At 33.9% G+C, this 23,721-nt stretch carries 23 protein-coding genes; 7 read left to right on the forward strand and 16 right to left on the reverse strand.

The features are described 5' to 3' along the window. Nucleotide 1: 1 nt before the first annotated feature. The 6 genes from ccoN to ACFPTQ_RS07285 all read left to right on the forward strand — a co-directional run bounded on the left by ccoN (nt 2) and on the right by ACFPTQ_RS07285 (nt 6,083). Nucleotides 2-2,182, forward strand: a complete 2,181-nt coding sequence (gene ccoN, locus ACFPTQ_RS07260) for a cytochrome-c oxidase, cbb3-type subunit I (RefSeq protein WP_379775699.1) — start codon at nt 2-4, stop codon at nt 2,180-2,182. A gap of 37 nt (nt 2,183-2,219) precedes the next feature. After that, nucleotides 2,220-2,369: a CcoQ/FixQ family Cbb3-type cytochrome c oxidase assembly chaperone gene (locus tag ACFPTQ_RS07265; RefSeq protein ID WP_379775702.1), complete on the forward strand. Its 150-nt coding sequence runs from the start codon at nt 2,220-2,222 to the stop codon at nt 2,367-2,369. A 21-nt stretch (nt 2,370-2,390) separates the two neighbouring features. Then, nucleotides 2,391-3,290: a cbb3-type cytochrome c oxidase N-terminal domain-containing protein gene (locus ACFPTQ_RS07270; protein WP_379775705.1), complete on the forward strand. Its 900-nt coding sequence runs from the start codon at nt 2,391-2,393 to the stop codon at nt 3,288-3,290. 110 nt (nt 3,291-3,400) lie between these two features. After that, nucleotides 3,401-4,834, forward strand: a complete 1,434-nt coding sequence (ccoG, locus tag ACFPTQ_RS07275) for a cytochrome c oxidase accessory protein CcoG (protein WP_379775708.1) — start codon at nt 3,401-3,403, stop codon at nt 4,832-4,834. A gap of 33 nt (nt 4,835-4,867) precedes the next feature. Continuing rightward, nucleotides 4,868-5,323: a FixH family protein gene (locus ACFPTQ_RS07280; RefSeq protein ID WP_379775710.1), complete on the forward strand. Its 456-nt coding sequence runs from the start codon at nt 4,868-4,870 to the stop codon at nt 5,321-5,323. 58 nt (nt 5,324-5,381) lie between these two features. Next, a complete protein-coding gene (locus tag ACFPTQ_RS07285) occupies nt 5,382-6,083 on the forward strand; it encodes a sulfite exporter TauE/SafE family protein (protein ID WP_379775713.1) in 702 nt (233 codons plus the stop codon). Nucleotides 6,084-6,144: 61 nt separating this feature from the next. Here the strand turns inward: ACFPTQ_RS07285 and ACFPTQ_RS07290 are convergent, their stop codons facing one another. The 12 genes from ACFPTQ_RS07290 to nhaA form a co-directional block, all read right to left on the reverse strand. Next, nucleotides 6,145-7,068 carry a multidrug resistance efflux transporter family protein gene (locus ACFPTQ_RS07290; protein ID WP_379775716.1) on the reverse strand — a complete coding sequence of 308 codons (924 nt, stop codon included), beginning with the start codon at nt 7,066-7,068 and terminating at the stop codon, nt 6,145-6,147. Between the two features lie 48 nt (nt 7,069-7,116). Beyond that, nucleotides 7,117-7,608, reverse strand: a complete 492-nt coding sequence (locus ACFPTQ_RS07295; protein WP_379775719.1) for a hypothetical protein — start codon at nt 7,606-7,608, stop codon at nt 7,117-7,119. A gap of 292 nt (nt 7,609-7,900) precedes the next feature. Beyond that, nucleotides 7,901-8,320 (reverse strand): VOC family protein, encoded by a 420-nt coding sequence (locus ACFPTQ_RS07300; RefSeq protein ID WP_379775722.1) that lies wholly within the window; start codon nt 8,318-8,320, stop codon nt 7,901-7,903. A 5-nt stretch (nt 8,321-8,325) separates the two neighbouring features. Further along, the gene (locus tag ACFPTQ_RS07305) at nt 8,326-8,706 is read right to left on the reverse strand and encodes a DoxX family protein (RefSeq protein WP_379775725.1); all 381 of its coding nucleotides are present in this window, start codon (nt 8,704-8,706) and stop codon (nt 8,326-8,328) included. Nucleotides 8,707-8,712: 6 nt separating this feature from the next. Beyond that, nucleotides 8,713-9,216: an SRPBCC family protein gene (locus tag ACFPTQ_RS07310; RefSeq protein ID WP_379775728.1), complete on the reverse strand. Its 504-nt coding sequence runs from the start codon at nt 9,214-9,216 to the stop codon at nt 8,713-8,715. After that, a complete protein-coding gene (locus ACFPTQ_RS07315; protein ID WP_379775731.1) occupies nt 9,206-9,532 on the reverse strand; it encodes an ArsR/SmtB family transcription factor in 327 nt (108 codons plus the stop codon). The genes ACFPTQ_RS07310 and ACFPTQ_RS07315 overlap by 11 nt, the downstream gene beginning before the upstream one ends. A gap of 491 nt (nt 9,533-10,023) precedes the next feature. Next, nucleotides 10,024-10,410, reverse strand: coding sequence for a hypothetical protein (locus ACFPTQ_RS07320; protein ID WP_379775734.1), 387 nt, complete (start codon nt 10,408-10,410; stop codon nt 10,024-10,026). Nucleotides 10,411-10,677: 267 nt separating this feature from the next. Beyond that, nucleotides 10,678-12,042, reverse strand: coding sequence for an oxygen-independent coproporphyrinogen III oxidase (gene hemN / locus ACFPTQ_RS07325; RefSeq protein ID WP_379775736.1), 1,365 nt, complete (start codon nt 12,040-12,042; stop codon nt 10,678-10,680). 168 nt (nt 12,043-12,210) lie between these two features. Further along, on the reverse strand, nt 12,211-14,169 hold the full coding sequence (locus tag ACFPTQ_RS07330; RefSeq protein ID WP_379775739.1) for a DUF349 domain-containing protein: 1,959 nt from the start codon (nt 14,167-14,169) through the stop codon (nt 12,211-12,213). Between the two features lie 194 nt (nt 14,170-14,363). Next, on the reverse strand, nt 14,364-14,987 hold the full coding sequence (locus tag ACFPTQ_RS07335; RefSeq protein WP_379775742.1) for an alpha-ketoglutarate-dependent dioxygenase AlkB family protein: 624 nt from the start codon (nt 14,985-14,987) through the stop codon (nt 14,364-14,366). A 38-nt stretch (nt 14,988-15,025) separates the two neighbouring features. Then, entirely contained in the window at nt 15,026-16,333 is a 1,308-nt protein-coding gene (locus ACFPTQ_RS07340; RefSeq protein ID WP_379775745.1) for a TIGR00341 family protein, read from the reverse strand. Then, entirely contained in the window at nt 16,333-17,490 is a 1,158-nt protein-coding gene (gene nhaA, locus ACFPTQ_RS07345; RefSeq protein ID WP_379775748.1) for a Na+/H+ antiporter NhaA, read from the reverse strand. The genes ACFPTQ_RS07340 and nhaA overlap by 1 nt, the downstream gene beginning before the upstream one ends. 383 nt (nt 17,491-17,873) lie before the next feature. On the opposite strand from nhaA, the gene yaaA reads away from it, so the two are divergent. Beyond that, nucleotides 17,874-18,632: a peroxide stress protein YaaA gene (yaaA, locus tag ACFPTQ_RS07350; RefSeq protein WP_379775750.1), complete on the forward strand. Its 759-nt coding sequence runs from the start codon at nt 17,874-17,876 to the stop codon at nt 18,630-18,632. 151 nt (nt 18,633-18,783) lie between these two features. Here the strand turns inward: yaaA and ACFPTQ_RS07355 are convergent, their stop codons facing one another. From ACFPTQ_RS07355 to ACFPTQ_RS07370, 4 genes are read right to left on the reverse strand one after another with little or no spacing between them, the layout of a single operon-like run. Continuing rightward, nucleotides 18,784-20,364: an MDR family MFS transporter gene (locus tag ACFPTQ_RS07355; protein WP_379775753.1), complete on the reverse strand. Its 1,581-nt coding sequence runs from the start codon at nt 20,362-20,364 to the stop codon at nt 18,784-18,786. A 2-nt stretch (nt 20,365-20,366) separates the two neighbouring features. Then, nucleotides 20,367-21,446, reverse strand: coding sequence for an HlyD family secretion protein (locus ACFPTQ_RS07360; protein ID WP_379775756.1), 1,080 nt, complete (start codon nt 21,444-21,446; stop codon nt 20,367-20,369). 12 nt (nt 21,447-21,458) lie between these two features. After that, complete coding sequence (locus ACFPTQ_RS07365) at nt 21,459-22,796, reverse strand: TolC family protein (RefSeq protein ID WP_379775759.1); 1,338 nt, start codon at nt 22,794-22,796, stop codon at nt 21,459-21,461. Continuing rightward, nucleotides 22,786-23,412: a TetR/AcrR family transcriptional regulator gene (locus tag ACFPTQ_RS07370; protein ID WP_340696420.1), complete on the reverse strand. Its 627-nt coding sequence runs from the start codon at nt 23,410-23,412 to the stop codon at nt 22,786-22,788. Before ACFPTQ_RS07370 ends, ACFPTQ_RS07365 begins: the two co-directional genes overlap by 11 nt. Nucleotides 23,413-23,721 lie beyond the last annotated feature (309 nt).

Raw genomic sequence — 23,721 nt, forward strand, 5'->3', positions numbered from 1 at the left:
TATGGAAATGCAACAGTTTTATTACGACAACAAAATTGTTAAAAAGTTCATCTACGCTACCATAGTATTTGGGGTAGTAGGGATGGCTGTCGGACTTTTATTAGCAATCTTATTTTTATTCCCTAACCTGACTGATGGAGTTTCCTGGTTGAGCTTTGGTCGTTTGAGACCTTTGCATACCAATGCCGTTATTTTTGCTTTTGTTGGGAATGCCATGTTTGCTGGAGTGTATTACTCATTACAGCGTTTGCTAAAAGCGAGAATGTTTAGCGACCTTTTGAGTAACATTAACTTCTGGGGATGGCAATTGATTATCGTAGCGGCGGCTATTTCGCTTCCTCTAGGATATTCAACATCTAAGGAATATGCCGAGTTAGAATGGCCTATCGATATTGCAATTGCGCTTATTTGGGTGGTTTTTGGTATCAATATGATTGGAACAATCTTAAAACGAAGAGAGCGTCACTTGTATGTAGCGATTTGGTTCTACTTAGCCACTTTTGTTACTGTAGCGGTATTGCATATTTTTAACAGTTTGGCTTTGCCTGTTTCAGCATTAAAAAGTTATTCTGTTTATGCTGGTGTTCAAGATGCCTTAGTACAATGGTGGTACGGCCATAATGCGGTAGCATTTTTCTTGACAACCCCTTTCTTAGGAATGATGTATTATTTTATTCCAAAAGCGGCTAATCGTCCTGTATATTCTTATCGATTATCTATCGTTCACTTTTGGTCTTTAATCTTTTTATACATCTGGGCTGGACCACACCACTTGTTGTATTCTGCTTTACCTAACTGGGCACAGAATTTAGGAGTTGTTTTCTCAGTAATGTTGATTGCTCCGTCTTGGGGAGGTATGATTAATGGATTATTGACTTTGCGTGGAGCTTGGGATAAAGTGCGTGTAGAACCAGTATTGAAATTCTTCGTCGTGGCAGTTACAGGTTATGGTATGGCTACTTTTGAAGGACCAATGTTGTCTCTTAAAAATGTAAATGCTATTGCGCACTTCACCGATTGGATTATTGCTCACGTACACGTTGGTGCATTAGCTTGGAATGGATTTATGGCTTTTGGTATCATTTATTGGTTGGTACCTCGAATGACTAAAGGACCTTTGTACTCTTTAAAATTGGCTAATGTTCATTTCTGGATTGGTACTTTAGGAATTATCCTTTATACATTACCAATGTATGTTGCTGGTTTTTTACAAGCTTCTATGTGGAAACAATTCAATCCTGATGGAACCTTAACTTATGGTAACTTCTTAGAAACCGTAACTCAAATTATTCCAATGTATTGGATGAGAGCAGTAGGAGGAACGATGTATGTAGCTGGTATTTTAGTTTTAGTGTATAATATCTACAAAACAGTTCAAGCCAATAGTATTGTTGAAGATGAGTTAGCAGAAGCACCAGCTTTACAAAAAATAAGTGCTGGAAGAATTAAAGGGGAGAAATTCCACCCTTGGTTAGAAAGAAAACCTATCCAATTGACCATTTTAGCAACTGTAGCTATCCTGATTGGAGGTATTATTCAAATCGTACCTACGATTATGGTAAAATCGAATATACCAACCATTACTAGTGTAAAACCGTACACACCATTAGAATTAGAAGGACGTGATTTGTATATCCGTGAAGGTTGTGTGGCTTGTCACTCTCAAATGGTACGTCCGTTTAGAAGTGAGGTAGAACGTTACGGTCCTCAATCTAAAGCAGGGGAATTTGTTTACGATCATCCATTCCTTTGGGGATCAAAACGTACTGGTCCTGATTTGTTAAGAGTTGGAGGAAAATACAATGACAACTGGCATTTTAACCACATGTGGTCTCCACAAAGTACTTCAGCAGGTTCTATCATGCCAGGATACAAATGGTTATTTGATAATAAAGCTTTGGATATTTCTGATATCGAAGGAAAAATGGAAGTAATGAGAACTCTAGGCGTTCCTTATACGGATGCTGACATTGCAAATGCTGAAAAATCAATTCAAGAGCAATCTAAAAAAATTGAAACCAGTTTACACTCTGATCCTGACTTTGTAAAAAGTTATGAAGAAAGTAAAAAGAAAGCAGCAGCAAGAGGAGAGCAATTTGTTCCAATGAAAGATAGAGAAATTGTAGCCTTAATTGCTTACATCCAAAGATTAGGAACTGATATTAAAGTGAAAACGAACTAAATAAAGAAGTATCATGTTTGAACAAATAAAGCACAATATGGAAACTATAGCAGGAGTGGAGATTTATCCAATACTGTCGTTGTTGATTTTCTTTTCCTTCTTTGTGGGATTAGCACTTTGGGTTTTCTCCTATAAAAAGGAAAAAATCGATGAAATGAGCGAAATTCCATTAAGAGATAGTTTGTAGTATAATTTCAAAATAAGTAAAATGAAAAAATTAATCCCAGCATATGTAAGAGTACCAGTATTTTTCTTCATCATCTTTGGTGCTATAGAATATTTTATTGACTCTGGAGATAGGGCAGCCTTTATCAAATACCCTATGGTTGACCTTGTTTTAGTGATAATTTTAGTGCTATTGATTGCTGTAGAAATGGTAATTAGCGCTGCAGATGCTATCGTTTATCAATTGTTGCCAGAGGAAGAAAAAGCAAGATTAGCTGCCGAAGAACAATTGCCACTTAAAGAATCAACTTGGTTTAAAAATTTGATGAAAAAGTTAACAAAGAGCGTTCCTATCGAAAATGAAGGTAGCTTGCTGTTAAACCACGATTACGATGGTATCAAAGAGTTAGACAATAATTTACCACCATGGTGGGTGTATTCTTTCTATGCTTGTATCATTTTTGCAGCAATTTATTTGGTTCGTTTTGAAATTTTAGGCGCTGATAACCAGGAAATGGAATTGAAAAAGGAATTGGCTCAAGCCAAAATTGAAGTGGCAGAGTATATGAAAAATGCTCCTGATTTGATGGATGAAAAAACAGTAACGCAACTTACAGAACCTGCTGATCTGGCTATTGGAAAAGCAACTTTTGAGGCTAATTGTGCCGCTTGCCACAGAGCCGATGCAGGAGGGCAAATTGGACCCAACTTAACCGATGATCACTGGATTTTAGGCGGAGGAATTAAAAATATTTTCCACACGATTACTAATGGTGGTCGAGACGGAAAAGGAATGATTTCTTGGAAAGGGACATTGAAACCTAAAGAAATCCAAAAAGTAGCCAGTTATATTATGTCTTTAAAGGGAAGTAATCCTAAAGATCCAAAAGCTCCGGATGGAGAAATCTGGGTAGAAGAAGCTGCTGCTCCTGTAACAAAATAAATAATATAATCCATTAAGGAATTAGGGAAATGGTTTTAAAATTTTTATAAAAAGCCTAATTCCTTGATGGTTAAAAATCTAAAGTTTTTAGATTATAAATCAAACACAAGATGTCAAATTTACCAGACGAAACTTTTAGTAACGAAAGCTATCGAGATAGCATTGGAACCATTGACAGCGAAGGAAAAAGGAAGTTTATTTACCCTAAAAAACCTTCAGGGAAATTCTACAACTATCGAAAAGTTTTGAGCTATTTCCTGTTGTTGATTTTGGTGGCTAATCCGTTTATAAAAGTCAATGGAAATCAGTTTATGATGTTCAATATTTTAGAACGTCGATTCAATATTTTCGGATTTCCATTTTGGCCTCAGGATTTCTATCTCTTTGTGCTTTTTATGATCATTGGGGTGGTATTTGTGATTTTGTTTACTGTCATTTTTGGACGTATATTTTGTGGTTGGATTTGTCCGCAGACCATTTTCCTCGAAATGGTTTTTAGACGAATTGAATTCTGGATAGAAGGAGACAGAGGTGCTCAAATGCGATTAGCTAAACAAGCTTGGGATGCTGAAAAAATTAGAAAAAAAGCCTTAAAATGGTTTGTGTTTTTGTTGATTTCTTTTGGTATAGCCAATGTTTTTCTGGCCTATTTAATTGGGAGTGATGCTTTGATTGCTATGATTGAAGAAGGGCCTGTAAACCATATTAAGACTTTGATAGCCTTATCGATTTTTACTGGAATCTTCTATTTTGTTTTCGTTTGGTTCAGAGAGCAGGTATGTATCATTGCCTGTCCCTACGGAAGATTACAAGGGGTACTTTTAGATAATAAATCAATAAATGTGGCCTATGATTTTGTTCGAGGCGAAAAAGAAACTGGACGTGCAAAATTTAATAAAAAAGAAGATAGAACCTTAACCGGTAAAGGAGATTGTATTGATTGCCGTCAATGTGTGAATGTATGTCCTACGGGAATTGATATTCGAAACGGGACGCAGCTGGAATGTGTGAACTGTACAGCCTGTATCGATGAGTGTGATACCATCATGGAAAGTGTGGGATTGCCAAAAGGGTTGATTCGCTATGCATCGGAAGATGAGATTGAGAAGAAAGCCCCTTTTAAATTCACCACCCGAATGAAAGGGTATACCGCAGTTCTTACCATTTTAGTGGGAATGTTAATAGGTTTGTTGTTCTTGCGAACAGATGTTGAGGCGTTGATTTTACGATTACCAGGTCAGTTGTATCAGCATAAAGGCGAAAACATTAGTAATGTGTTTACGTATAAAATTATCAATAAGACCAATGATGATTTTAACAGTATTCATTTTAAGTTGAAATCGATTAAGGGGAATTTAAAAGTAGTAGGAATGCAAACTTTGCGAGTACCGAAACAAGGAATGACTAGTGGAACTTTATTTATTGAAATCAATAAATATTTGCTAGAAAGCGATAAAACAAAATTAAAAATAGAAGTCTATAACGGTGATAAAAAAATAGAAACTACCAGTACTAGTTTTTTAAGCCCGAGAAGTTTTGATTAAAAAAAGGATTGTTTTCTTCAAAAAAATAAGAGTATGAAAAAAATAAATTGGGGAACAGGATTAGCCATAGCCATTGCACTGTTCATAAGTTTTATATTGTATTTTGTGATTAAAGTACAGTCTAATTCGAAATACGATAATGAATTAGTGGTTGAGGAATATTACAAACACGATGCCCGTTTTCAAGAAGAAATGGATCGTGTACAAAATGCACAGGATTTAAAAGTAAAACCAATTATAACCAAAACCAACGAAGGAATTACAATTGAATTCCCAAAGAATTTTAATGCTACCCAAATTACAGGTACTGTGTCCCTCTACAGACCGTCTAACAAAAAATTAGATTTCGATACTCCGATTTCGTTGTCTAATCCAACTTTGCTCATACCTAAATCAAAATTGGTAGGCGGTCAATGGGACATAAACATGGAATGGCAGTACGCCGGCAAAAAATACCTGACTAAAGAACCGATTTATATAAGTTTATAGTTTATAGTTTAGAAATGTAACTATAAACAACAAATAATAAACTCCTAACAGAAAAAAAATGCTTTACACCGCTTTGTTATTCGGACTAATTAGTAGCCTACACTGTATTGGGATGTGTGGTCCTATTGCTATGATGTTGCCTGTAGAGCGAAGTAATCCGAGCAAAAAGATAATGCAGATAATGAGTTATCATTTTGGGCGAATTTCGGCTTATGCAACCGTAGGTTTTGTTTTTGGATTGTTAGGGAAAGGTTTTTACATGGCTGGGATGCAACAAAAAATGTCAATAATTATTGGCTTATTAATGATTTTGGTGATACTAATTCCTGAAAAAACATTTGCCAACTATAATTTTTCCAAACCGGTATTTCGATTGATTGCTAAAGTGAAAGAAACTTTAGGAAAACAGTTTAAAAAGAAGACCTATCAGTCTCTTTTTACCATTGGTTTATTAAATGGTTTTTTGCCTTGCGGAATGGTGTATGTGGCTTTGTTTGGAGCCATTGCTATGCAGAGTAGCAGTCTTGGGGTTTTGTATATGATTTTGTTTGGATTAGGTACCGTTCCTTTGATGAGTTCAGTGGTTTATATTCAATCGTTCATCAGTTTAGGTATGCGAAACCGTATTCAAAAAGTAATCCCTTTTGTAGTGGTTTTAATAGGTTTTTTGTTCATTTTAAGAGGATTAGGTTTGGGGATTCCTTATGTATCACCCGCAACAGTTAGCTTGTTTGTACAAGCGAATCCTAATTGTCATTGAGGTTTTTTTTATTTTAATAGATTCGGTTGAAAAGCGGCTTTCTTTTTAGGAAGCCGTTTTTTTATTCTTTCTTCAAGCTATGCAAAAGCATACCAATAATAACTAATACTATTCCAATGATAGAATACAGGTCAGGCAAATGTATTTTTAATAGAAGGATTTCTCCAAGGAGCGCAAAAAGCACTTCTGCCGATTGTGTAGCTTCAACTGACGCTAAAGCTTTTTCCTCTTTTTGTACTTTATCAGTTGCCATAAAGAAAAGAACCGTTGCAATCACTCCAGAGCATAGCGCTACAACCAATGTCTGTCCCAATTGCGGTATACTAGGTAATTCGTTGATGGTGAATCCATAGAGTGATAACCCAAACCAAAAGGGCAAACTAGCCAGCGTCATTCCTAAAGTTCGTTCCAAAGCGTTTAATTTTCCATTTGTAATTTGCATCATTTTGCGATTGCCCAGCGGATAAGCAAAAGCCGCAATTACAACAGGTAAAGTGCCTAGTAAAATTTCTTGGGTTGAAACCGATTGAGCCTGGCTAATTTGCATAATGACAATACCTGACAAAATGATTAATGAGAATAGAAGGATTGGTAAAGAAATGCTCGATTTAAAACTTGTTTTGTTTATCAATGGAGCAATAAACATCCCAGCAATAATTGTAATTTGCCAAGTACTTGCAACTAACCATGAGGGACCATATGCAGCAGCAAATGTCAATAAACTATAGAACAAACCAAAACCGATGCTGCTCCATAAGATCCATTGCCCTAAATTCAGACTCATTTCGTTAATTAAAAACTTTAATTTTTTTCTAAAAAGGACTAAGAGTAATAAGATTGGTGTCATCCAGAAAAAGCGCAAAGAAGCACTCCATATCCAATGTCCGCCTTGAATAGCCATTAATCGATTAAATACAAAGGTTACAGCAAAAAATAAGGCCGATAATAGCCCTAAGGCAATCGCAAGGGATTTGTTAGATTTCATTAAAAAATTGGGGTGTTTTAGAATTGTATTTCTATAAGGCAGTAGTGGTTATCCCATTCCTGAAGAAGCTGAAGAAGCGGTCGAAATGATATAATTAGTGGCGTAAACCGCAAATAAAACGAGGTGATTTTCAAGTGGTATTTTGTCAAAATAAATGCAATAATTGTAACGGAATTTTCGCCAAACAAATTCAGGTTTAAAAAACATTAGAACTTCTCCCGCTTTATTTTCTAGGATATATTTGTTATGAAAAAAGCCTTTTCCTTTAAGCACAAACTCTTGTCCATCGGCCATTACAAACTCAATGTGTCCTCGCCAATTCATACCAAAAGTAGCTATGTCAGTTGCATTTTTTGATAAACTAAAAGTCGTTTTAAAAACTCCTTGTGGTTTTATCGCATAAGATTCCGCATCCGAAAGTTTGATTTCAGCATTGCGAAAAAATAAACTCTCGTAGAGCAATTCTCCTATGAGTTGCCCGTTTTCCTGTAGCTGAAAGGTTTTTTTATTTGTCGAAATAGCTTCCATAGCGTAGTTCATATTTCGGAATTACACTGTAAATTTAAAAATAAGATGGAACATAAAGAAAGATTAGGTTTATTATTCTTTAAATTACATCAATAAAGTAGGATTAGTTTTTGAAATGCTTGATTCTGGGGCAAATTTCAAAGTTTTTTTTAGTTTCTTGTCTCAATAAAAAAAGGGGAGGAGTAAAAGTGTAAATAAGAACCCTCCTTTAAATCGCTTTAAAAGAGGTTTCATATTGTTTTTTGTTGAAATTAGTTTTTAGTAACGGATGTACTACAGCTACTACGGCTATTATTACCTTTTTTTATCCGTTTGGTTGGTCGGTGGGAAATTTACTCATATCCATGAAGAATATTTCCCAAGTATGTCCGTCAAAATCTTCAATAGTTCGTTGCTGCATAAATCCATAATCTCTCATTTCATTGGGTTCAATTCCACCTGCTTTAAGCCCATTTGTCATCAGATTATTCACTTCTTCAATACTTTCTAAAGACAATGAAAAAAGGCCTGCAATGTTAGATTTTGTATCAGCTATTGGCTTTGTAGTAAAAGATGAGAATTTTTCATGATTGAGTAACATCAAAAAAATGCTTTCACTCCAAACCATACATTTTCCTGCATCGTCTGAAAATTGAGGATTGTTTGTAAAGCCTAATGCAGTATAAAAAGCCATGGATTTTTTAAGGTCTTTTACTGCTAAATTGATGAATATTTGTTTTGCCATTTTTTTTAAATTTTATTGTTTCTTGAAATTTTATCTTTATATATATAAGATATTAGAAGTACTGCTAAAATAACCAATGGCATTATCATATTGCCAATTTCTTTGTCAACAATGGCGTGGCTAATAAATGCAAATAATAAATTGAAAGTAAATCCTGCATAAGCCCATTCTTTTAACATTTTTGGTGTTTTAGGATATAGAATAGCTATTACACCAAGTATTTTTGCAACGATTAGGGCATAGGCAAAATAGTCGGGATAGCCTAATGCTTTTGTCCCAATAGTCATGTATTGTGGTGCGAAAATCCAAGTAGCTAAGGGCATTACACCTTCCATAAGAGCAATAATGATAGTAGTTACCCAAAATATAATTTTATTCTTTTTCATAATAAATTATTGGTTTAGTGATATTAATAAAGTATCCAGTTGATTTAATCCCATTGTAAATCCTTCTTTAAAACCCATTTCTATAACTGTTTCTAAATCGGCTAAAGTTTTATATTTTGCAATGATAGTTACTAAAGTTATATTATTTTCTTCTGTAAAGGTATTAGTCCATTCTGTTCGCGGCATTGCTGTGTTTATTACTCCATTTTCATCGCAAAAGGCATCTAAACCAGTATAGCTCTTTTGATGTTCAATTTTTAAATAGTCGTTTTTGCACCAATGCACTTCATTTTCAGGGCTTATCATACAATATAGCCAAGTTCCACCTTCTCTAAAATCCATTGACTTGGTTTTGTTTTGATACGGTTTTGGTGCCCACCATTGGTCAAGTAATTCTGGTTTTGTCCAAGCGTCCCAAACTAATGATAAGCCTGCATTAAACTCACGTTTTACGTTTACTGTTTGTGTTTCTTTGTCGACAATAAAGTCAAATAATAAATTACGGTTCATTTTTTTGTTTTTTAATTATAGTTAATAAATTGTCTAGTTGATTAAACTTGGTTTCCCAAATTTTTCTGAATTGTTCAAGCCATTTGTCAATTTCTTTCATTTTGTCAATTTCAAGGGAATAATAAATTTCTCTGCCTTGATGTTCTTGTTTTATCAGTTCGCATTCTGTCAAAATCCGCAGATGTTTTGAAACCGCTTGTCTTGTTGTGCTGAAGTTCTCTGCTATGGTGTTTGGTGTCATAGGTTGTGATGCGATTAAGACGATTATGGCGCGTCTTGTTGGGTCTGAAATTGCTTGAAAGATATCTCGCCTCATTTTTAATATTTATATATGAAACTGTTTGGTTGCAAATATACGTGCAACTTTTCGGTTTCTCAAAATTTTTGTCTTTTTTTTTTAGATTTTAAAATTTTGTTTCAATATCTATTTGCATTGTCGGCTTAAGATTGGTCATAACATCATCCAAAAAAAAACATCAGGGTATAAATTATTTATTTTAAAGCGAGAAAAATTGTGTTTTAAAGTATGCAAGCTATCCAAGGAATTTCTCGCTATCAGCCAGAGCTTAGTAATTTAGAAGTTAAAATTACAGCAGATAATCCTATTCGGTTTATTGATGTTTTTGTAAAAACTATGTTTTATATTTTTAAAAACTCGATTGTAAGCCATTTTAATTTTAGTCTTTGGCTTTTCTAAAAAATAAACCTCTTTTACATCGGTTTAAAAGAGGTCGAATTTTATGTTTTTTAGTCGAAATTTGTTTTTAGTGGAGGTTTGTAACGCCTACGTTGTTGTGTTTCGTTTTTTTAATTACAATTTTTCGGTTCCCCAATCTGTGTCCATCTTCCTGAGTAACATTTCCAATTTCGAATAATTTTTTTTGCAAACCATTTTGTTCCAACTTTTTCAGCAGTCATAATTATTTTTTCGGCTTTTTGAGAATCATCCTGTTGATTATCGTGAATTAAAGTAATTTCAAAAACATTTTCACTAATTTCAGTTTTTGATATTTCTAGTTTTGGTTTAGATTCGTTTTCTGGAAAATTGTAAAATATAGTTATTAACTCTTCAGGAGTTTTTATGTCACTTCTTGATGCTATTTCAATATTAAATTTTTCAGTATCTAATACTTCAAAAGACTCATTACAAGATAATAAAATTAAAGAAAATGCTAAGGCTACTATAAATCTCATATATTCTTTGTTTAACTATTTCTATTACAAAGACCCACAATTTCAGACTATGAAAAATACCACAGACTAAAAACAAATATAGCGTTTATGTTATCACCCAGAGCTTGTCGAAGGCTAAAATATAGTCGTTAAGCTAATCCATGAAATAGTGATTGTGAATTAGTATTGTCATTGCATGATGAAATAAAAAATCCGATTTGAGGGTACAAATCGGATAAGGAAATTAATGTGTTTGGTTCTCGACTACGCTCTAGCTTACAAAAGTTGTTATACTGTCATCGAAAACAAGGCGGTTTCAGGGGCTTTTCGTTTTAAATGCAAGTCAAAAGCCATACAGATATTTCGAACATAGGCTTTGCCTTTATCGGTTACCTGAATGCCGTTTTCCTTGATGATGAGGATGCCGTCGTTTTCCATTTCGTGCAATTGTTCTAGTACTTCCGGAATTTCAGGAAAGTAGTTTTCTGTTGTGTTCCAAGTAGTTTCAAATTGGCACATCAAATTCAGAATGTGTTTTCGGATAATCAAGTCTTCATCAGTAAGTTGATGTCCTCTAAAAATAGGCAGTTTGTCCCATTCTAACAATTGATAGTAATCGTCGAGGTTTTTCTCGTTTTGGGCAAAACTGTACCAGCTATCACTGATTGAAGAAACTCCCAAACCAATCATTAATTGGGTTTTAGAGGAGCTATAGCCCATAAAATTACGATGTAATTGTCCTTTTTTGAAGGATTGGTATAAGCTATCAGTAGGCAGCGCAAAATGGTCCATACCTATTTCGTGGTAGCCGTTTTTTTGCAATAATTCTTTGCCTACTTGGTATAAAATTCGTTTTTCTTCATCTTTTGGAATGTCTTCGTCTTTAAAACCGCGTTGTCCATTTCCTTTTATCCAAGGCACATGGGCATAGCTGTAAAAAGCCAATCGGTCGGGTTGTAGGGATTTGGTTTTTTCGATAGTATCCACTACGTTTTCGATGGTTTGGAAAGGTAAACCAAAAATAATATCGTGTCCTATGGAAGTATAGCCAATTTCTTTGGCCCAAAAACTTACTTTGGCTACATTATGAAAAGGCTGTTCGCGGTGGATGGCTTTTTGTACTTTTTCGGCATAATCCTGTACACCAAAACTCACTCTTCTAAAGCCTAAATCGTAAAGTTTTTGCAAATGAGCATAAGTGGTATTGTTAGGGTGTCCTTCAAAACTAAATTCGTACTCTTGGGCACGTGTGGCATAGGCAAAAATTCCGTTGATTAAATCTTCCAAATTTTTAGTCGAAAAGAAGGTAGGAGTTCCACCGCCTAAATGAATTTCTTTAATAATTGGTTTTTCGTCTAGCAATTTACTGTATAAACGCCATTCTTTTATAACCGCTTGAATATAGGGAGATTCTACTTCGTGATTCTTTGTAATTCGCTTGTTGCATCCGCAAAAGGTACATAGACTTTCGCAAAAAGGAAGGTGAATATACAGGCTGATTCCTTCTTTGGCATTACTTTCTTTGAATGCTTTTTTGAAAGAGTTGGTCCAATTTTCATAAGTAAATTGGGTTTCATTCCAGTAAGGAACAGTAGGGTAGCTGGTATAGCGAGGACCAGGTACATTGTATTTTTGAATCAAAGAATTTTTCATGATCAATTATTTTACTTTCCAAAAGTAGTTCGATTAGAACGTACTAGAAATGATAATTGTCATACTTTGTGAGTTGTGAAATATAAAAAAATAAAACAGCGACTTTCAATTGAAAATCGCTGTTTTTATACTTCTAACTTCTTCTAACTTCAAACTACCTTTTAGAAATTACTCTTCTTGATTAAGGTTTCTAAGTTGTTTTAGTTTTTCTTTCCAGGTTTCTAAACTTTCTTTGTGGATAGCAATGTTTTTACGTACTTCTAGCACAATTGAGTTTTCTTTTTTGGCATTTTTAGTATTGGTAAAAAACTGAATGTTGTTTTCTAACTGGAAAATTTCGTTTTGTACTTCTTCAATCTTACGAATGATGAAAATCTTTTCGTTTTCTAGTTTTCTACTATCATTACTTTCCGAAAGGTTTTCTAGTTTGTTAGCAAAACGCATCATATCTGAATCTTTCTTACTCAAACTTAGTTTTTCAAACAACGCATCAAGAATTTTATTGAATTTACCTTCGATATGACGTCTGGTAAAAGGAACTTTACCAAAGCTTTTCCAATTCTCAATATGTTGTTTAATGGCATCCAAATCGGTTTTGTGGTCACCCACAAGTTGGAATTCTTTGAGGGTCTCTAAATAGGCTTTCTTTTTGTCGAAAGCTTCCATTTCTTCCGTATTGTGTTCGCTACGGTGTTCCTTTAAGCGGTCAAAATAATGGTTACAGGCTTCTTTAAATTCAGCCCACACCTTATCAGAATATTTTCTAGGGACATGGCCAATTTTTTTCCAATCTTCCTGAATTTGCTTCATGATTGGAGTTGTAGCAGCAAAATCTTCACTGTCTTTCAACTCGTTTGCTTTGGCAACCAAGGCATTTTTCTTGTTTAGATTTTCGTTTTGTTCTTTTTTAATGTCTTTGTAAAACGAATTTTTGAAGGCATTAAAGTTTCTAACAGCATTTTTAAAAGCAGCCCAAGTGTCTTCATTTACATCTGCAGGCACTTTACCAGTTGAGAAAAAAGCTTCTCTTAAGGCTTCTACTTTTTCAATTTGAAGCAACCATTGCGAATGTGCATTGACTTTTATCGTAGCCAATTCTTCAATTTGAGCAATAATAGTTTTCTTTTTCTCAAGATTTTCTAGCTCAGTTCCTCTCATTTTTTCGAAAAGGACTTCGCGTTTATCATGCATTTTTTTAGTTAAATCACTAAATTGATTCCATATTTCATCACGGAATTCTTTTGAAACAGGACCTAACTCTTCTTTCCAAATACGGTGTAAGTCTTGTAATTCTCGGAATGCTTTATTGATGTCTTCTTCGTGAAGTAGTTCTTCAACACGTGCAATAATTTTTTGTTTTTGCTCAAGGTTGTGTTTAAAGTCTAGGTCTCTGGCTTCTCTATCTAAGTGTAGATAATCGTAAAAATTTTCTACATGGAAATGATAATTGTTCCAAACGTGATTGTATTTGTCTTTTGGAATTGGACCTGCATTTTTCCAACGTTCTCTAAGTTCGTTAAAATGTTTTAGCGTGTCCTTAATATTCTCATTTGGATTAATTAACTCTTTTAGTTCTTCTACAATGGCTAAACGATTGTCTAGATTGGCTTTTAAGCTATTTTGTAGACTTTTAAAGTGGGTATTTTTGTTTTCCTTATAAAGGGTATAAAATTGATCAAATTTTGATTTTAAAGGGAAATGATATTGAAAATCTTCTGTTGTATCTGGATTTTCTGCAAAATATTCTTCCTTTTTTTCCTCTATAAAATGGTTGTATTTAGATAAAAAGGCCTTTTTAATTTCCTCTACATGCTCACGTATCGACATAACGGCTTCATTCGAAACCAGTTTTTGTAATTCATCGACAAGTCTTTCCATTGAAAGGCTGTCATAGTCAAGCATTGGAATTTCATGACGGCCTTTAAGGGTTTCATCTTCGTGTTCTTCGGCATTCGAAGCCTCGATTTCATTTAAGGCTTGTTGCTTTTTTAAAACATCCGTGTTTTCTACTGTTTCTTCAGTAGCTAGGTCATTAGCTGCTTCAGTTGTAGTTTGAACATCAGTAGCTAAGTTTCCATCTGTCTCCTTATTCGTTTGTGACAGGTTATCATTCATTTCTTCTAACATTTTTTTAAATGTTTAAGGTTGCTGTAAATTGGTTAAATCGATGTGAAAGATACTAAAGGTCTCTTGAAAAACAAAATATTTCCTATGTTTATCACTTTTTATAGCCCAAACAAAATGAATTAAGGGGATTTTTCGTCAAATAAAATGCACAAATTAGCTTGTTTTACAAATTAGATTTGACTTTGGAAAAGAATTTATAAAGAGGTTTCGAAAGTATTGATAGTCCTAAAGGTCAAATTAATTCTGGCTTTTACTATTTTTTTGCTTGGAGGCAGGCGATGGAGCCAATGGGTTTGCGTTTCGTCTTTCATGACTAGTAAACTTCCGTTTTCTAAGAACAAACTCACGGTTTCTTTGGTGGATTTATGTTTGAAAGCAAATTTTCGTTCGGCACCAAAACTCATCGATGCAATGGCACCATTTTTTTTCAAATCTTTTTCGGCATCGCTATGCCAAGCCATTCCTTCATTGCCATCATGGTATAAATTGAGCAAACAGGAATTGTAGGTTTCCGCTGTTTTTTCTTCGGCTAATTGTTTTAAGGCAAGTAATTCTTCGGTCCAGGGTAAGGCTTCTTTTGTAATTTTTGAATAACTGTATTTAAAATAGCGATCTCCGTACCAAGCCACTTTTCTTTTGGTAGTAATAAGTTGGCCAAAAATGATCGCTTCATCATTACGCCATTCAATTGTTTCTAATAAACGATTAAAATAAAAATGCGCTTTGTGGTAATCCATCACTTTACCATAATACAATACCGTTCCATCTTTGGGTAAGCGGTTGTCGTTTGGGTTAAATTCGGGATTAAATAAATCCATTTTTAAATTTTCTAAAGGGTTATTATCGTAAATAGCTTTTAGTTTTGGCGATACATTTCGATGTGTTTTTTAGATAAGCGCTGTTTCAACCATTGCATGATTTTGTTTTTTTCTGCTTGTTCTAATTCGTTTTTACTTTTATAAATAAGAATAGGGACAGTGCGTATACTATCAGTTGTAGCATTAAAAACATGATTTGAAATCGAGATGTTTTCTATTGTTGGGAACAAAATTTTCATTTCAGCCAGAAGTTTTGAGGTATTGTAACTATTGGCTTCAATTTGTTTTTTTAGCTTTAAAATTGTTACGTCTTTTTCACTTAAAGTCGATTTGTTAAAATTGATTTCGTTTAAGATGTCACTTTTTAAATCCGTCGTGTCTTGTTTAATTATCAGCTTTGTGTTTTTTAGATCGTATTCTTTTAGCCTATCGTTCAGCTCTTTGATTTCGGATTTGTTAAATCGTTTGCTAAGAAAACCCAATTCTAAACGTTTTGGATTTTTGTTAAATACGGATTTTTTATAAATGATTGTGATGCCTTTTTCGGTAAACTCTTTTTCGGTAAAGACATTAATTTCATGTTGGAATTTTTTTTCTTCAAATAGTAAATAGGCAAAATAGATACTGGGAAGAATAAATATAATAAGTAAGGTACTGATATAGTATTTTACTTTTTTTTGAGTGGTTTCGTCAAGTTGTTTTTTAATAGGGTAGGACAAGTATTTGACAATCAAAAAGGTGGATATACAGATAAAAATACAGTTAATACCATAGAGATACATTGCTCCCAGAAAGTATTTTAAATTGGCTGTAGCCAGACCATAACCTGCTGTACATAGCGGTGGCATTAAGGCAGTTGCGATCGCAACACCAGGTATGGGATTTCCTTTTTCGATTCTGGTTATTGCAACAGCCCCCACGATTCCTCCAAAAAAAGCAATAAGGATATCATAAATATTAGGAGAAGTTCGCGATAATAATTCCGGTTGAGCCTCTTTGAAAGGGCTGATAAAAAAATAGATGGTAGATACAATTAAACTAACAATTGTTGCGATGAATAAGTTTTTTAAGGACTTTTTTAATAACTCAAAATCATAGGTTCCTAGGCCAAAACCAGCGCCAACAATAGGTCCCATTAAAGGAGAAATAAGCATGGCACCTATAATTACAGCTGTCGAGTTTACATTTAAACCTACAGAAGCGACAACAATAGCGCAGGCTAAAATCCATAAATTAGAACCTCTAAAAGTAATGTTATTTTTTACAGTATCTAAAACTTTTGATTTATCCTCTTCTCCTTTGTGAAGGTTGGTATAAGAGAAAATTTTCGTTAGTATTGCTTGCATTATTTTTTTCTTAAATTTAGTTTTAAGGCAATAAAACCGATAATACCAGCGGTTAGTGAAGAGAGTAAAATAATAAATTTAGCATTGTTAATGATATGGTGATCATCAAAAGCTAATAATGTTACAAAAATGGACATCGTGAATCCAATTCCACCTAGGAAACCAACCCCAATGATAGTTTTCCATTTTAAGTCTTTAGGTAATTTACATAGACCAATAGCGACTGCTAAAAAGCTAAACAAGGCAATTCCTAATGGTTTTCCAGCGATTAAACCCAGCATGATTCCCATACTGTAATGTAAGTGTAATGTTTCAGCAATATCTGAACCTAGAACGATAGCTGTATTGGCTAAGGCAAATAAGGGAAGGATAAAAAAGGCTACCGGTTTGTGTAAATAATGTTGCAATTGATAAGAAACCGATTTTTCGCTTCCATCTCCAAAAGGAATTACAAATGCCAATAAAACCCCTGTAATGGTAGCATGTATTCCTGAGTTTAACATAAAATACCACATAATTACTCCACCAATAAGGTAAGGAATTAGGTTTCTTACTTTCATTCGATTAAGGATGAAAAGAACCAATAAAATAGTGGCTGCGACTCCTAGATTGAACCAAAATATAGTTTTAGTATAAAAAATAGCAATCACGAGTATGGCACCTAAATCGTCAATAACCGCAAGAGCTGTTAAAAATACTTTTAGGGATAAAGGAACACGGTTTCCTAATAAAGACAAGACTCCTAAGGCAAACGCAATGTCAGTAGCCATAGGGATTCCAGCTCCTGATTGTGCTACAGTTCCCCAATTGAGTGCTAAATAAATACCAGCAGGCACTAACATTCCTCCTAGAGCTGCAAATATGGGTAATAAGGCTTCTTTGATGTTAGATAGTTCGCCAAGGTAGATTTCTCTTTCAAGTTCCAACCCAATGAGCAAGAAGAAAATAGTCATTAAGCCATCGTTAATCCAATATTCAAGGCTTTCTGTACCTATTTTCATGTGCCAAGTATGTAAATAGTCAGTTGAAAAAGCAGAGTTTGCCAGCAATAAAGAAACAATCGTGCAGGCGATTAATACCAGTCCACTGGATTTTTCATTTTCAAAAAATTCTTTAAACAGGTCTGTTTTGTAAAGGCGTTTAATTGTTTTTTTCATGATAAGGATAAAATTTAAGCCAATTACTGTGTGAAAAACAGAATTTAGGCATTAAATAGATTTTAGAATAGGCCTTAGATAATAAATTAGGCCTACTGCAAAGTAACGAAATACTTGTTCAAACCCAAGAGTACAAATGTTAATATTCAAATTTGAACTTTTTATTGGCTTCATTTAAACTAGAATAGTGATGCGTAAATTATAGATTTAGAGTACACTGTAATTTTTTTTTAGAAAAACAGTATTTTAAATAATTAACGATTGTTTTATTGATAATAGAGGCTTTTTATGTAGCATTAGATTAAAACTATCATATTGGATATTTTAATTTGGCCTCAATGTAGTATTTTTGAATTGTGTAATAAAATTTGCAATACGCCTTTATGAAAATAGTTATATCCCCTGCCAAATCGTTAAATTTTGAGAGAGAATTGCCTACGGCTCAGTTTTCACAACCTTCTTTTTTAAAGGAATCTCGTCAAGTACATAAAGTTTTAAAACAGCAATCTCCAAAGGAATTATCCGAATTAATGGCTATTTCAGATAAGTTGGCCGATTTGAACTGGCAACGCAATAAAGAGTGGAAAACGCCTTTTACCCCTGAAAATGCTCGTCCTGCGATCTATACCTTTGATGGAGATGTGTACACCGGTTTAGATGCTTTTACGATTCCGGTTGAAAAACTGGAAGTGCTTCAGGATAAATTACGAATTTTATCGGGCTTGTATGGTATTTTGAAACCATTAGATTTGATGCAGGCGTATCGATTAGAAATGGGGACTAAATTACCTATCGAAGACAAAAAAAATCTTTATGATTTTTGGAAAACTACCTTAACGAATGCTTTGAATAAAGAATTAAAAAAGGATGAGTTGTTCGTGAATTTGGGCAGCAATGAATATTTTTCAGCGATTGATGCCAAAGCGTTGAAAGTTCCTGTTATTACTCCTGATTTTAAGGATTATAAGGATGGTAAATTAAAAATGATTAGTTTTTTTGCCAAAAAGGCTAGGGGAATGATGGTGCGTTATATTATCGATACTCAGGCAGAAACGATTGAAGATTTAAAAGGTTTTAATTACGAAGGCTATCAGTTTGATGCTAATTTGTCTAAAGGGAATCATTTGGTTTTTACTAGGTAGTTTTTTTTTGAAACATATAAGTCATATAAGTTTTTGAATTTTAAAGTAAAATTTTAAAGTATATATAAGTAAAAAGCCGTTCCAAAATCATTTGGAACGGCTTTTTGTTATCAAGCATTTATAATCTGAAATCTAAATTCTGCAATCTAAATTAATGCATTGCATCGGCAGGATTGACTTTGTTTTTGCCTTTTTTGATTAATAAAATAAAAGGAATGCAGCATAAAAACAGCAAACCTAGATAGAGAAAAATATCCATGTAGGCTAAAACAGTACTTTGTTTAATAACTGAAAAATCAAGTACTTCGTAAGCTTTTTTCAGTGATTCGTTAATCGAATAGCCTTTGGATATAAAACCTTTTTGCAGCTGAGCTATTCTTTGTTGTACTTCAAAAGTGTTACTGTCAAGATTAGCTATTAAATTTACACGGTGCATCTGTGTTAATCGGGTGATGAAAGTGGTAATGATGGCAATACCAAACGAACCACCTAATTGTCTCATCATACCTGTAAAAGCAGCTCCTTCACCAATATTCTTTCCTTTTAATGTTGAGAGTGATAGGGTAGTGATAGGTACAAAAAGCAATCCTAAACCAACACCTCTTAATATTAAAGGCCAAAACATATGTTCTACACCTGTATCAGGAGTCATGTTATAATACATACTCAATGTAAAAATGAAAAAGATTAAAAACCCTACTGCTACCATGTAACTTTGAGGAACACCTTTCTGAATCATTTTCCCCACAAAAGGCATCATTATAGCAGTGGTGATGGAACCTGGAATCAATAATAAACCAGCGTCAGTAGCTGTCCATCCTAGTATAGCCTGAGTATAAATAGGAATAATCAATGTTGAACCGTACAATCCAAAACCCATGATGAAACTCATTATGGTTCCAATTCGCAAATTACTGTCTTTTAATACTTTTAAGTTTACAATAGGATATTTGTATACTAATTGTCTCCAAATAAAAAGGATGAGCCCCAATAAAGAGATAATACTCAATGTGACTATTGTGCTGTCGTTGAACCAATCATCTTGTTGTCCGTGTTCCAAAACAAATTGTAAAGAACCAATAAAAGAGGCCAAAAGTATAATTCCGTACCAGTCTACCTGATTGGATTTTAATTTTTCACCGTATTTAGGGCTTCTTACAAAGCTTAAGGTTAACAATGTAGCAATAATTCCTAAAGGGATATTGATGTAAAAAATATAAGGCCATGCAAAATTATCTACTAAATATCCTCCTAATGGCGGCCCTAATGTAGGGCCCACAATTACACCCATTCCGTAAATAGCTTGCGCCATTCCTCGTTTAGCTACAGGATAACTTTCGGTAATAATGGTTTGGGCTGTAACCAGCAATGCGCCACCTCCTAAACCTTGTACAAATCGGAAGGCAACTAATTCCCAAATGTTAGTAGCATTTCCGCATAAAAAAGAAGAAACTGTAAAAGTAATGATCGATACTGCAAAATAATTACGTCTTCCAAATTGTTGCGAAAGCCAGCTTGTCATAGGGATTACAATAACGTTTGCAATGGCATAGGCAGTAATTACCCAAGCTACATCCGTTAGGGTAGCTCCTAAGCTTCCCCTCATATCGGTCAAAGCCACGTTGACAATAGTGGTATCAACAATTTCCAGCAAAGCACAAAGTACTGCGGTAATGGTTATGATAACCCTCCTAAAGCCATATTCTACTAAATCGTCGTCTGCTACTGTCATTTTTATTTAATATGTACATCTACTTCTACGTTCATTCCAGGACGTAATAGTTTTACTTTTTCAATATCATTAGTCGCATCAATACTAATTTTCACGGGTAATCGCTGAATCGTTTTTACGAAGTTACCAGTTGCATTATCTGGAGGTAAAATAGAAAAACGAGAACCTGTAGCAGGAGAAAAGGAGGTAATGGTTCCTTTGAATTCGTAATCAGGATAAGCATCTACTTTTAAAGCTACTTTTTGACCAGCTACCATTTTGTTCAATTGTGTTTCTTTGAAATTGGCAATTACCCAAGCTTCATTGTTATTGATAATGTAAAATAAAGATTGCCCTGGTTGTACCAATTGTCCTGGTTGAAGGTCAATTTTAGAAACCTGTCCGTCCATTGCTGCTGTTACTACAGTGTAACTCAAGTTCAATTTAGCTGTTTCTAATAAAGCTTGTGCTTTTTTGATATTAGCCGAAGCGACATCAATTTGTTTGTCTGATACTACCGATTTAGCCTGTGTAACGGATTTTTGAAAAGCGGTTGCTCTTTGTTGTTGTTCTAATATGCGAACTTGATTTTCAGCTTCTTGTTTTGCAGCTAAAGCCTGTTCATATTGTTGTTTGGTAATCGTATGATTTTTATACAAATTGCTGTAACGGTTAAAATCATTTGTTGCCAATCCTAATTTGATTTTAGCAGTTTGAATATTTCCAGTAGCCGATTTTACATTGGCATCCGAAACCGAAACACTAGCTAAAATACTACCTACATCTGCTTTAGAAACTTCATAATTTCCTTGAGCCGCTGCCAATGCTGCTTCGGCCTCGTCAATTTTTAGTTCATAATCTTTATGGTCAATCGTAAACAAAGTATCTCCTTTTTTTACAAAATCATTGTCTTTGATGTAAACCTTGCTAATATAACCCGAAACTCTAGGGATGATAGGAGTCATGTATTTTTCTACTTGAGCATCATCTGTGCTTTCGTGAGATAAGGAATGAATGTATTTGTAAGAACCATATATAACACCTAATAGTACTAAACTACCTATTATAGTTATAAATTTTTTATTTGTATTTTTCTTTTCCATTTTAGGTATCGATTATATTTTAGAAAGATTGAAAGTTTGGTTTAATTGACCTGAAGCTGCTAATACATTGTAATATTTCTGAATTACATTCGTTTTGGCTACGGTTTTATTGATTTTTGCACTTAATTGTTCAACATCGGCCTCTAATAAGTCATTGGTGTCCGCTAAACCATTATCGTATTTGTCTTTGATAATTCGGTAGTTTTCTGAAGCCTGTTCAACTGCCTGTGAATAAACTTCGTCTTGTTTTAGAGCTAAATCATAGTTTTCTAATGCTTTTTGTACTTGAATTTTAATATAGTCAGTTAGCATGTTTTCAGCGTTTTGAACTTCGGCCGCTTTGCTTTTGGCAATTTTAACTTCGGTGCCATTTTTAAAAATATCACTGATGTTGTACGAAAGACCTATTCCAAAATTCATAGCATTTTGTACCGTTACCACATTTTTTAAATCCAATGTAGTGTAACCCGCTAAAAGGGATAGCGAAGGATAATAACCACTTCGAGCAACTTTTATACTAGCTAAACTGGCTTTCTCTTGAAAGCGTAAGGCTTCTAAATCTTTACGATTTTCTAATGCTGGATTTTCATCTTTTGGAAGTGTATTCATTTCCAAAATAGCCAAATCACTTTCATTCACTTCAATTTTAGTATCTGGATTCAATTTTAATAAGGTAGCCAATTCATAATTCACTACATTTAAATCGCTTTTTGCCTTATCTAAAGACAATTTTACCTTAGAAAGCTGCAATTGTGTTTTTAGCAAATCGTTTTTAGGTACGATTTCGTTTTTTTCCAATTCGGTAAAATCTTTGACACGTTGGGCTGCACTTTTGTAATTTTCAGTAAGCAATTCAACTGTTTTTTCGGCTTGGTACAAGGCAATATAATAATTGATGACTTGCATAGCCGTTTCTTCTTTGGTTTGCAAAGCATTGGCTGTTTCTGCTTGGTATAAATTATCCGAAACCTTGATACTATTTTGTAATTTGAATCCAGAAAAAATAGGCAAGTTGGCCGTTATTTGTCCAAGTACTAATTGGTCTACATTGGGTGCTTTTGATTGTGAACCACTTTCATTTGTTGCGCCATTGCTTTTTAAATCGATATCTGCTTTTGTCAATCGTTGGTATTGAGCAGAAGCTTTCAAATCGGGATATCTGTGGTTTTTAAACGATTGTAATTCGTATTTTTTAGTCATTACCTTGGTATTGGCCAAATTAACTTCATTGCTTTTCTCCCAAGCCAGTCGGATGGCTTCCTCTAGTGACAAACTCTTTTTGTCTTGTGCATTTGTGGGAGCTATTCCCAGAATAAAAACACCAAAGAGTAGTAAATAATTAGCTTTCATAGGTTAGCAGTGCTTTTATTGTTTGTTGAATATGGGTTTTAAATTTAGTTTGTAGGTACTCCTCAAAAGCTTCATCCGTTTCGAGATTCAATAGTTTTTTGAAATAAGCTTTGTTCATGCTAAAGTGGAAAAACGTACCCATAATTGTTGGTGGAATTAAAGGAATATTTACGTCTTTTCTAAAGATTCCTTTTTCTTGTCCTTCATGGATAATGGTTTCCAAGGATTTTAAATTTTTGTCTCTTACTTCGTTTAAGACTTTCAATTTATCTTCTTTTTCTTCTGATGAAAATTCGAAATGTAAAATTCGGTAAATGCCTTTATTGCATCTGATACGATTGATATAGAGTTCAATGAGCTTATCTATTTTTTCCACCGGATCTAACTTTTCATGAGATAAATTTTCAATTTTAATCTTCAAATCCGAGGTACGATAAATAATCAAAGCTTCTAATAATTTTTCTTTCGAACCAAAATAGTAAGAAACCATGGCGATATTAATATCGGCTTCTTTAGCAATAGTTCGAATGGAAGTTTTTTCAAATCCATTTTCTGCGAATAGTTTTTCGGCAATCAGAAGAATTTGGATCTGTTTTTCATTAAAATCAGTTTTCACTTGAATTTATTTTTGAATTACACTGCAAAATTAAACAACTGTTTAAATTAAACAGTTGTTTAATTTTTATTTAACCTAATATTAACATTTTAAAACCGTTAAAAAAAAGCTTATTTTTTGGGGTTTAATGGCTTGTTTTTTAGTTTTTTTGTGTGGTATTTTGTAAATCAAGATTCGATTTACTACTATCAGTTGTCTACTATATTAGTATTTCGGTTTTGAATATTCTAATAACTTCAAAGCGAACAAACTAGCGGGTAGGAGTAAAATTTGTGAATATCTATTTCTAAATTTCTGTATTTATTAGGT

Origin of the sequence: Flavobacterium sp. GCM10022190 (genome assembly GCF_042656445.1) — a bacterium.
Lineage (GTDB): Bacteria > Bacteroidota > Bacteroidia > Flavobacteriales > Flavobacteriaceae > Flavobacterium > Flavobacterium nitratireducens.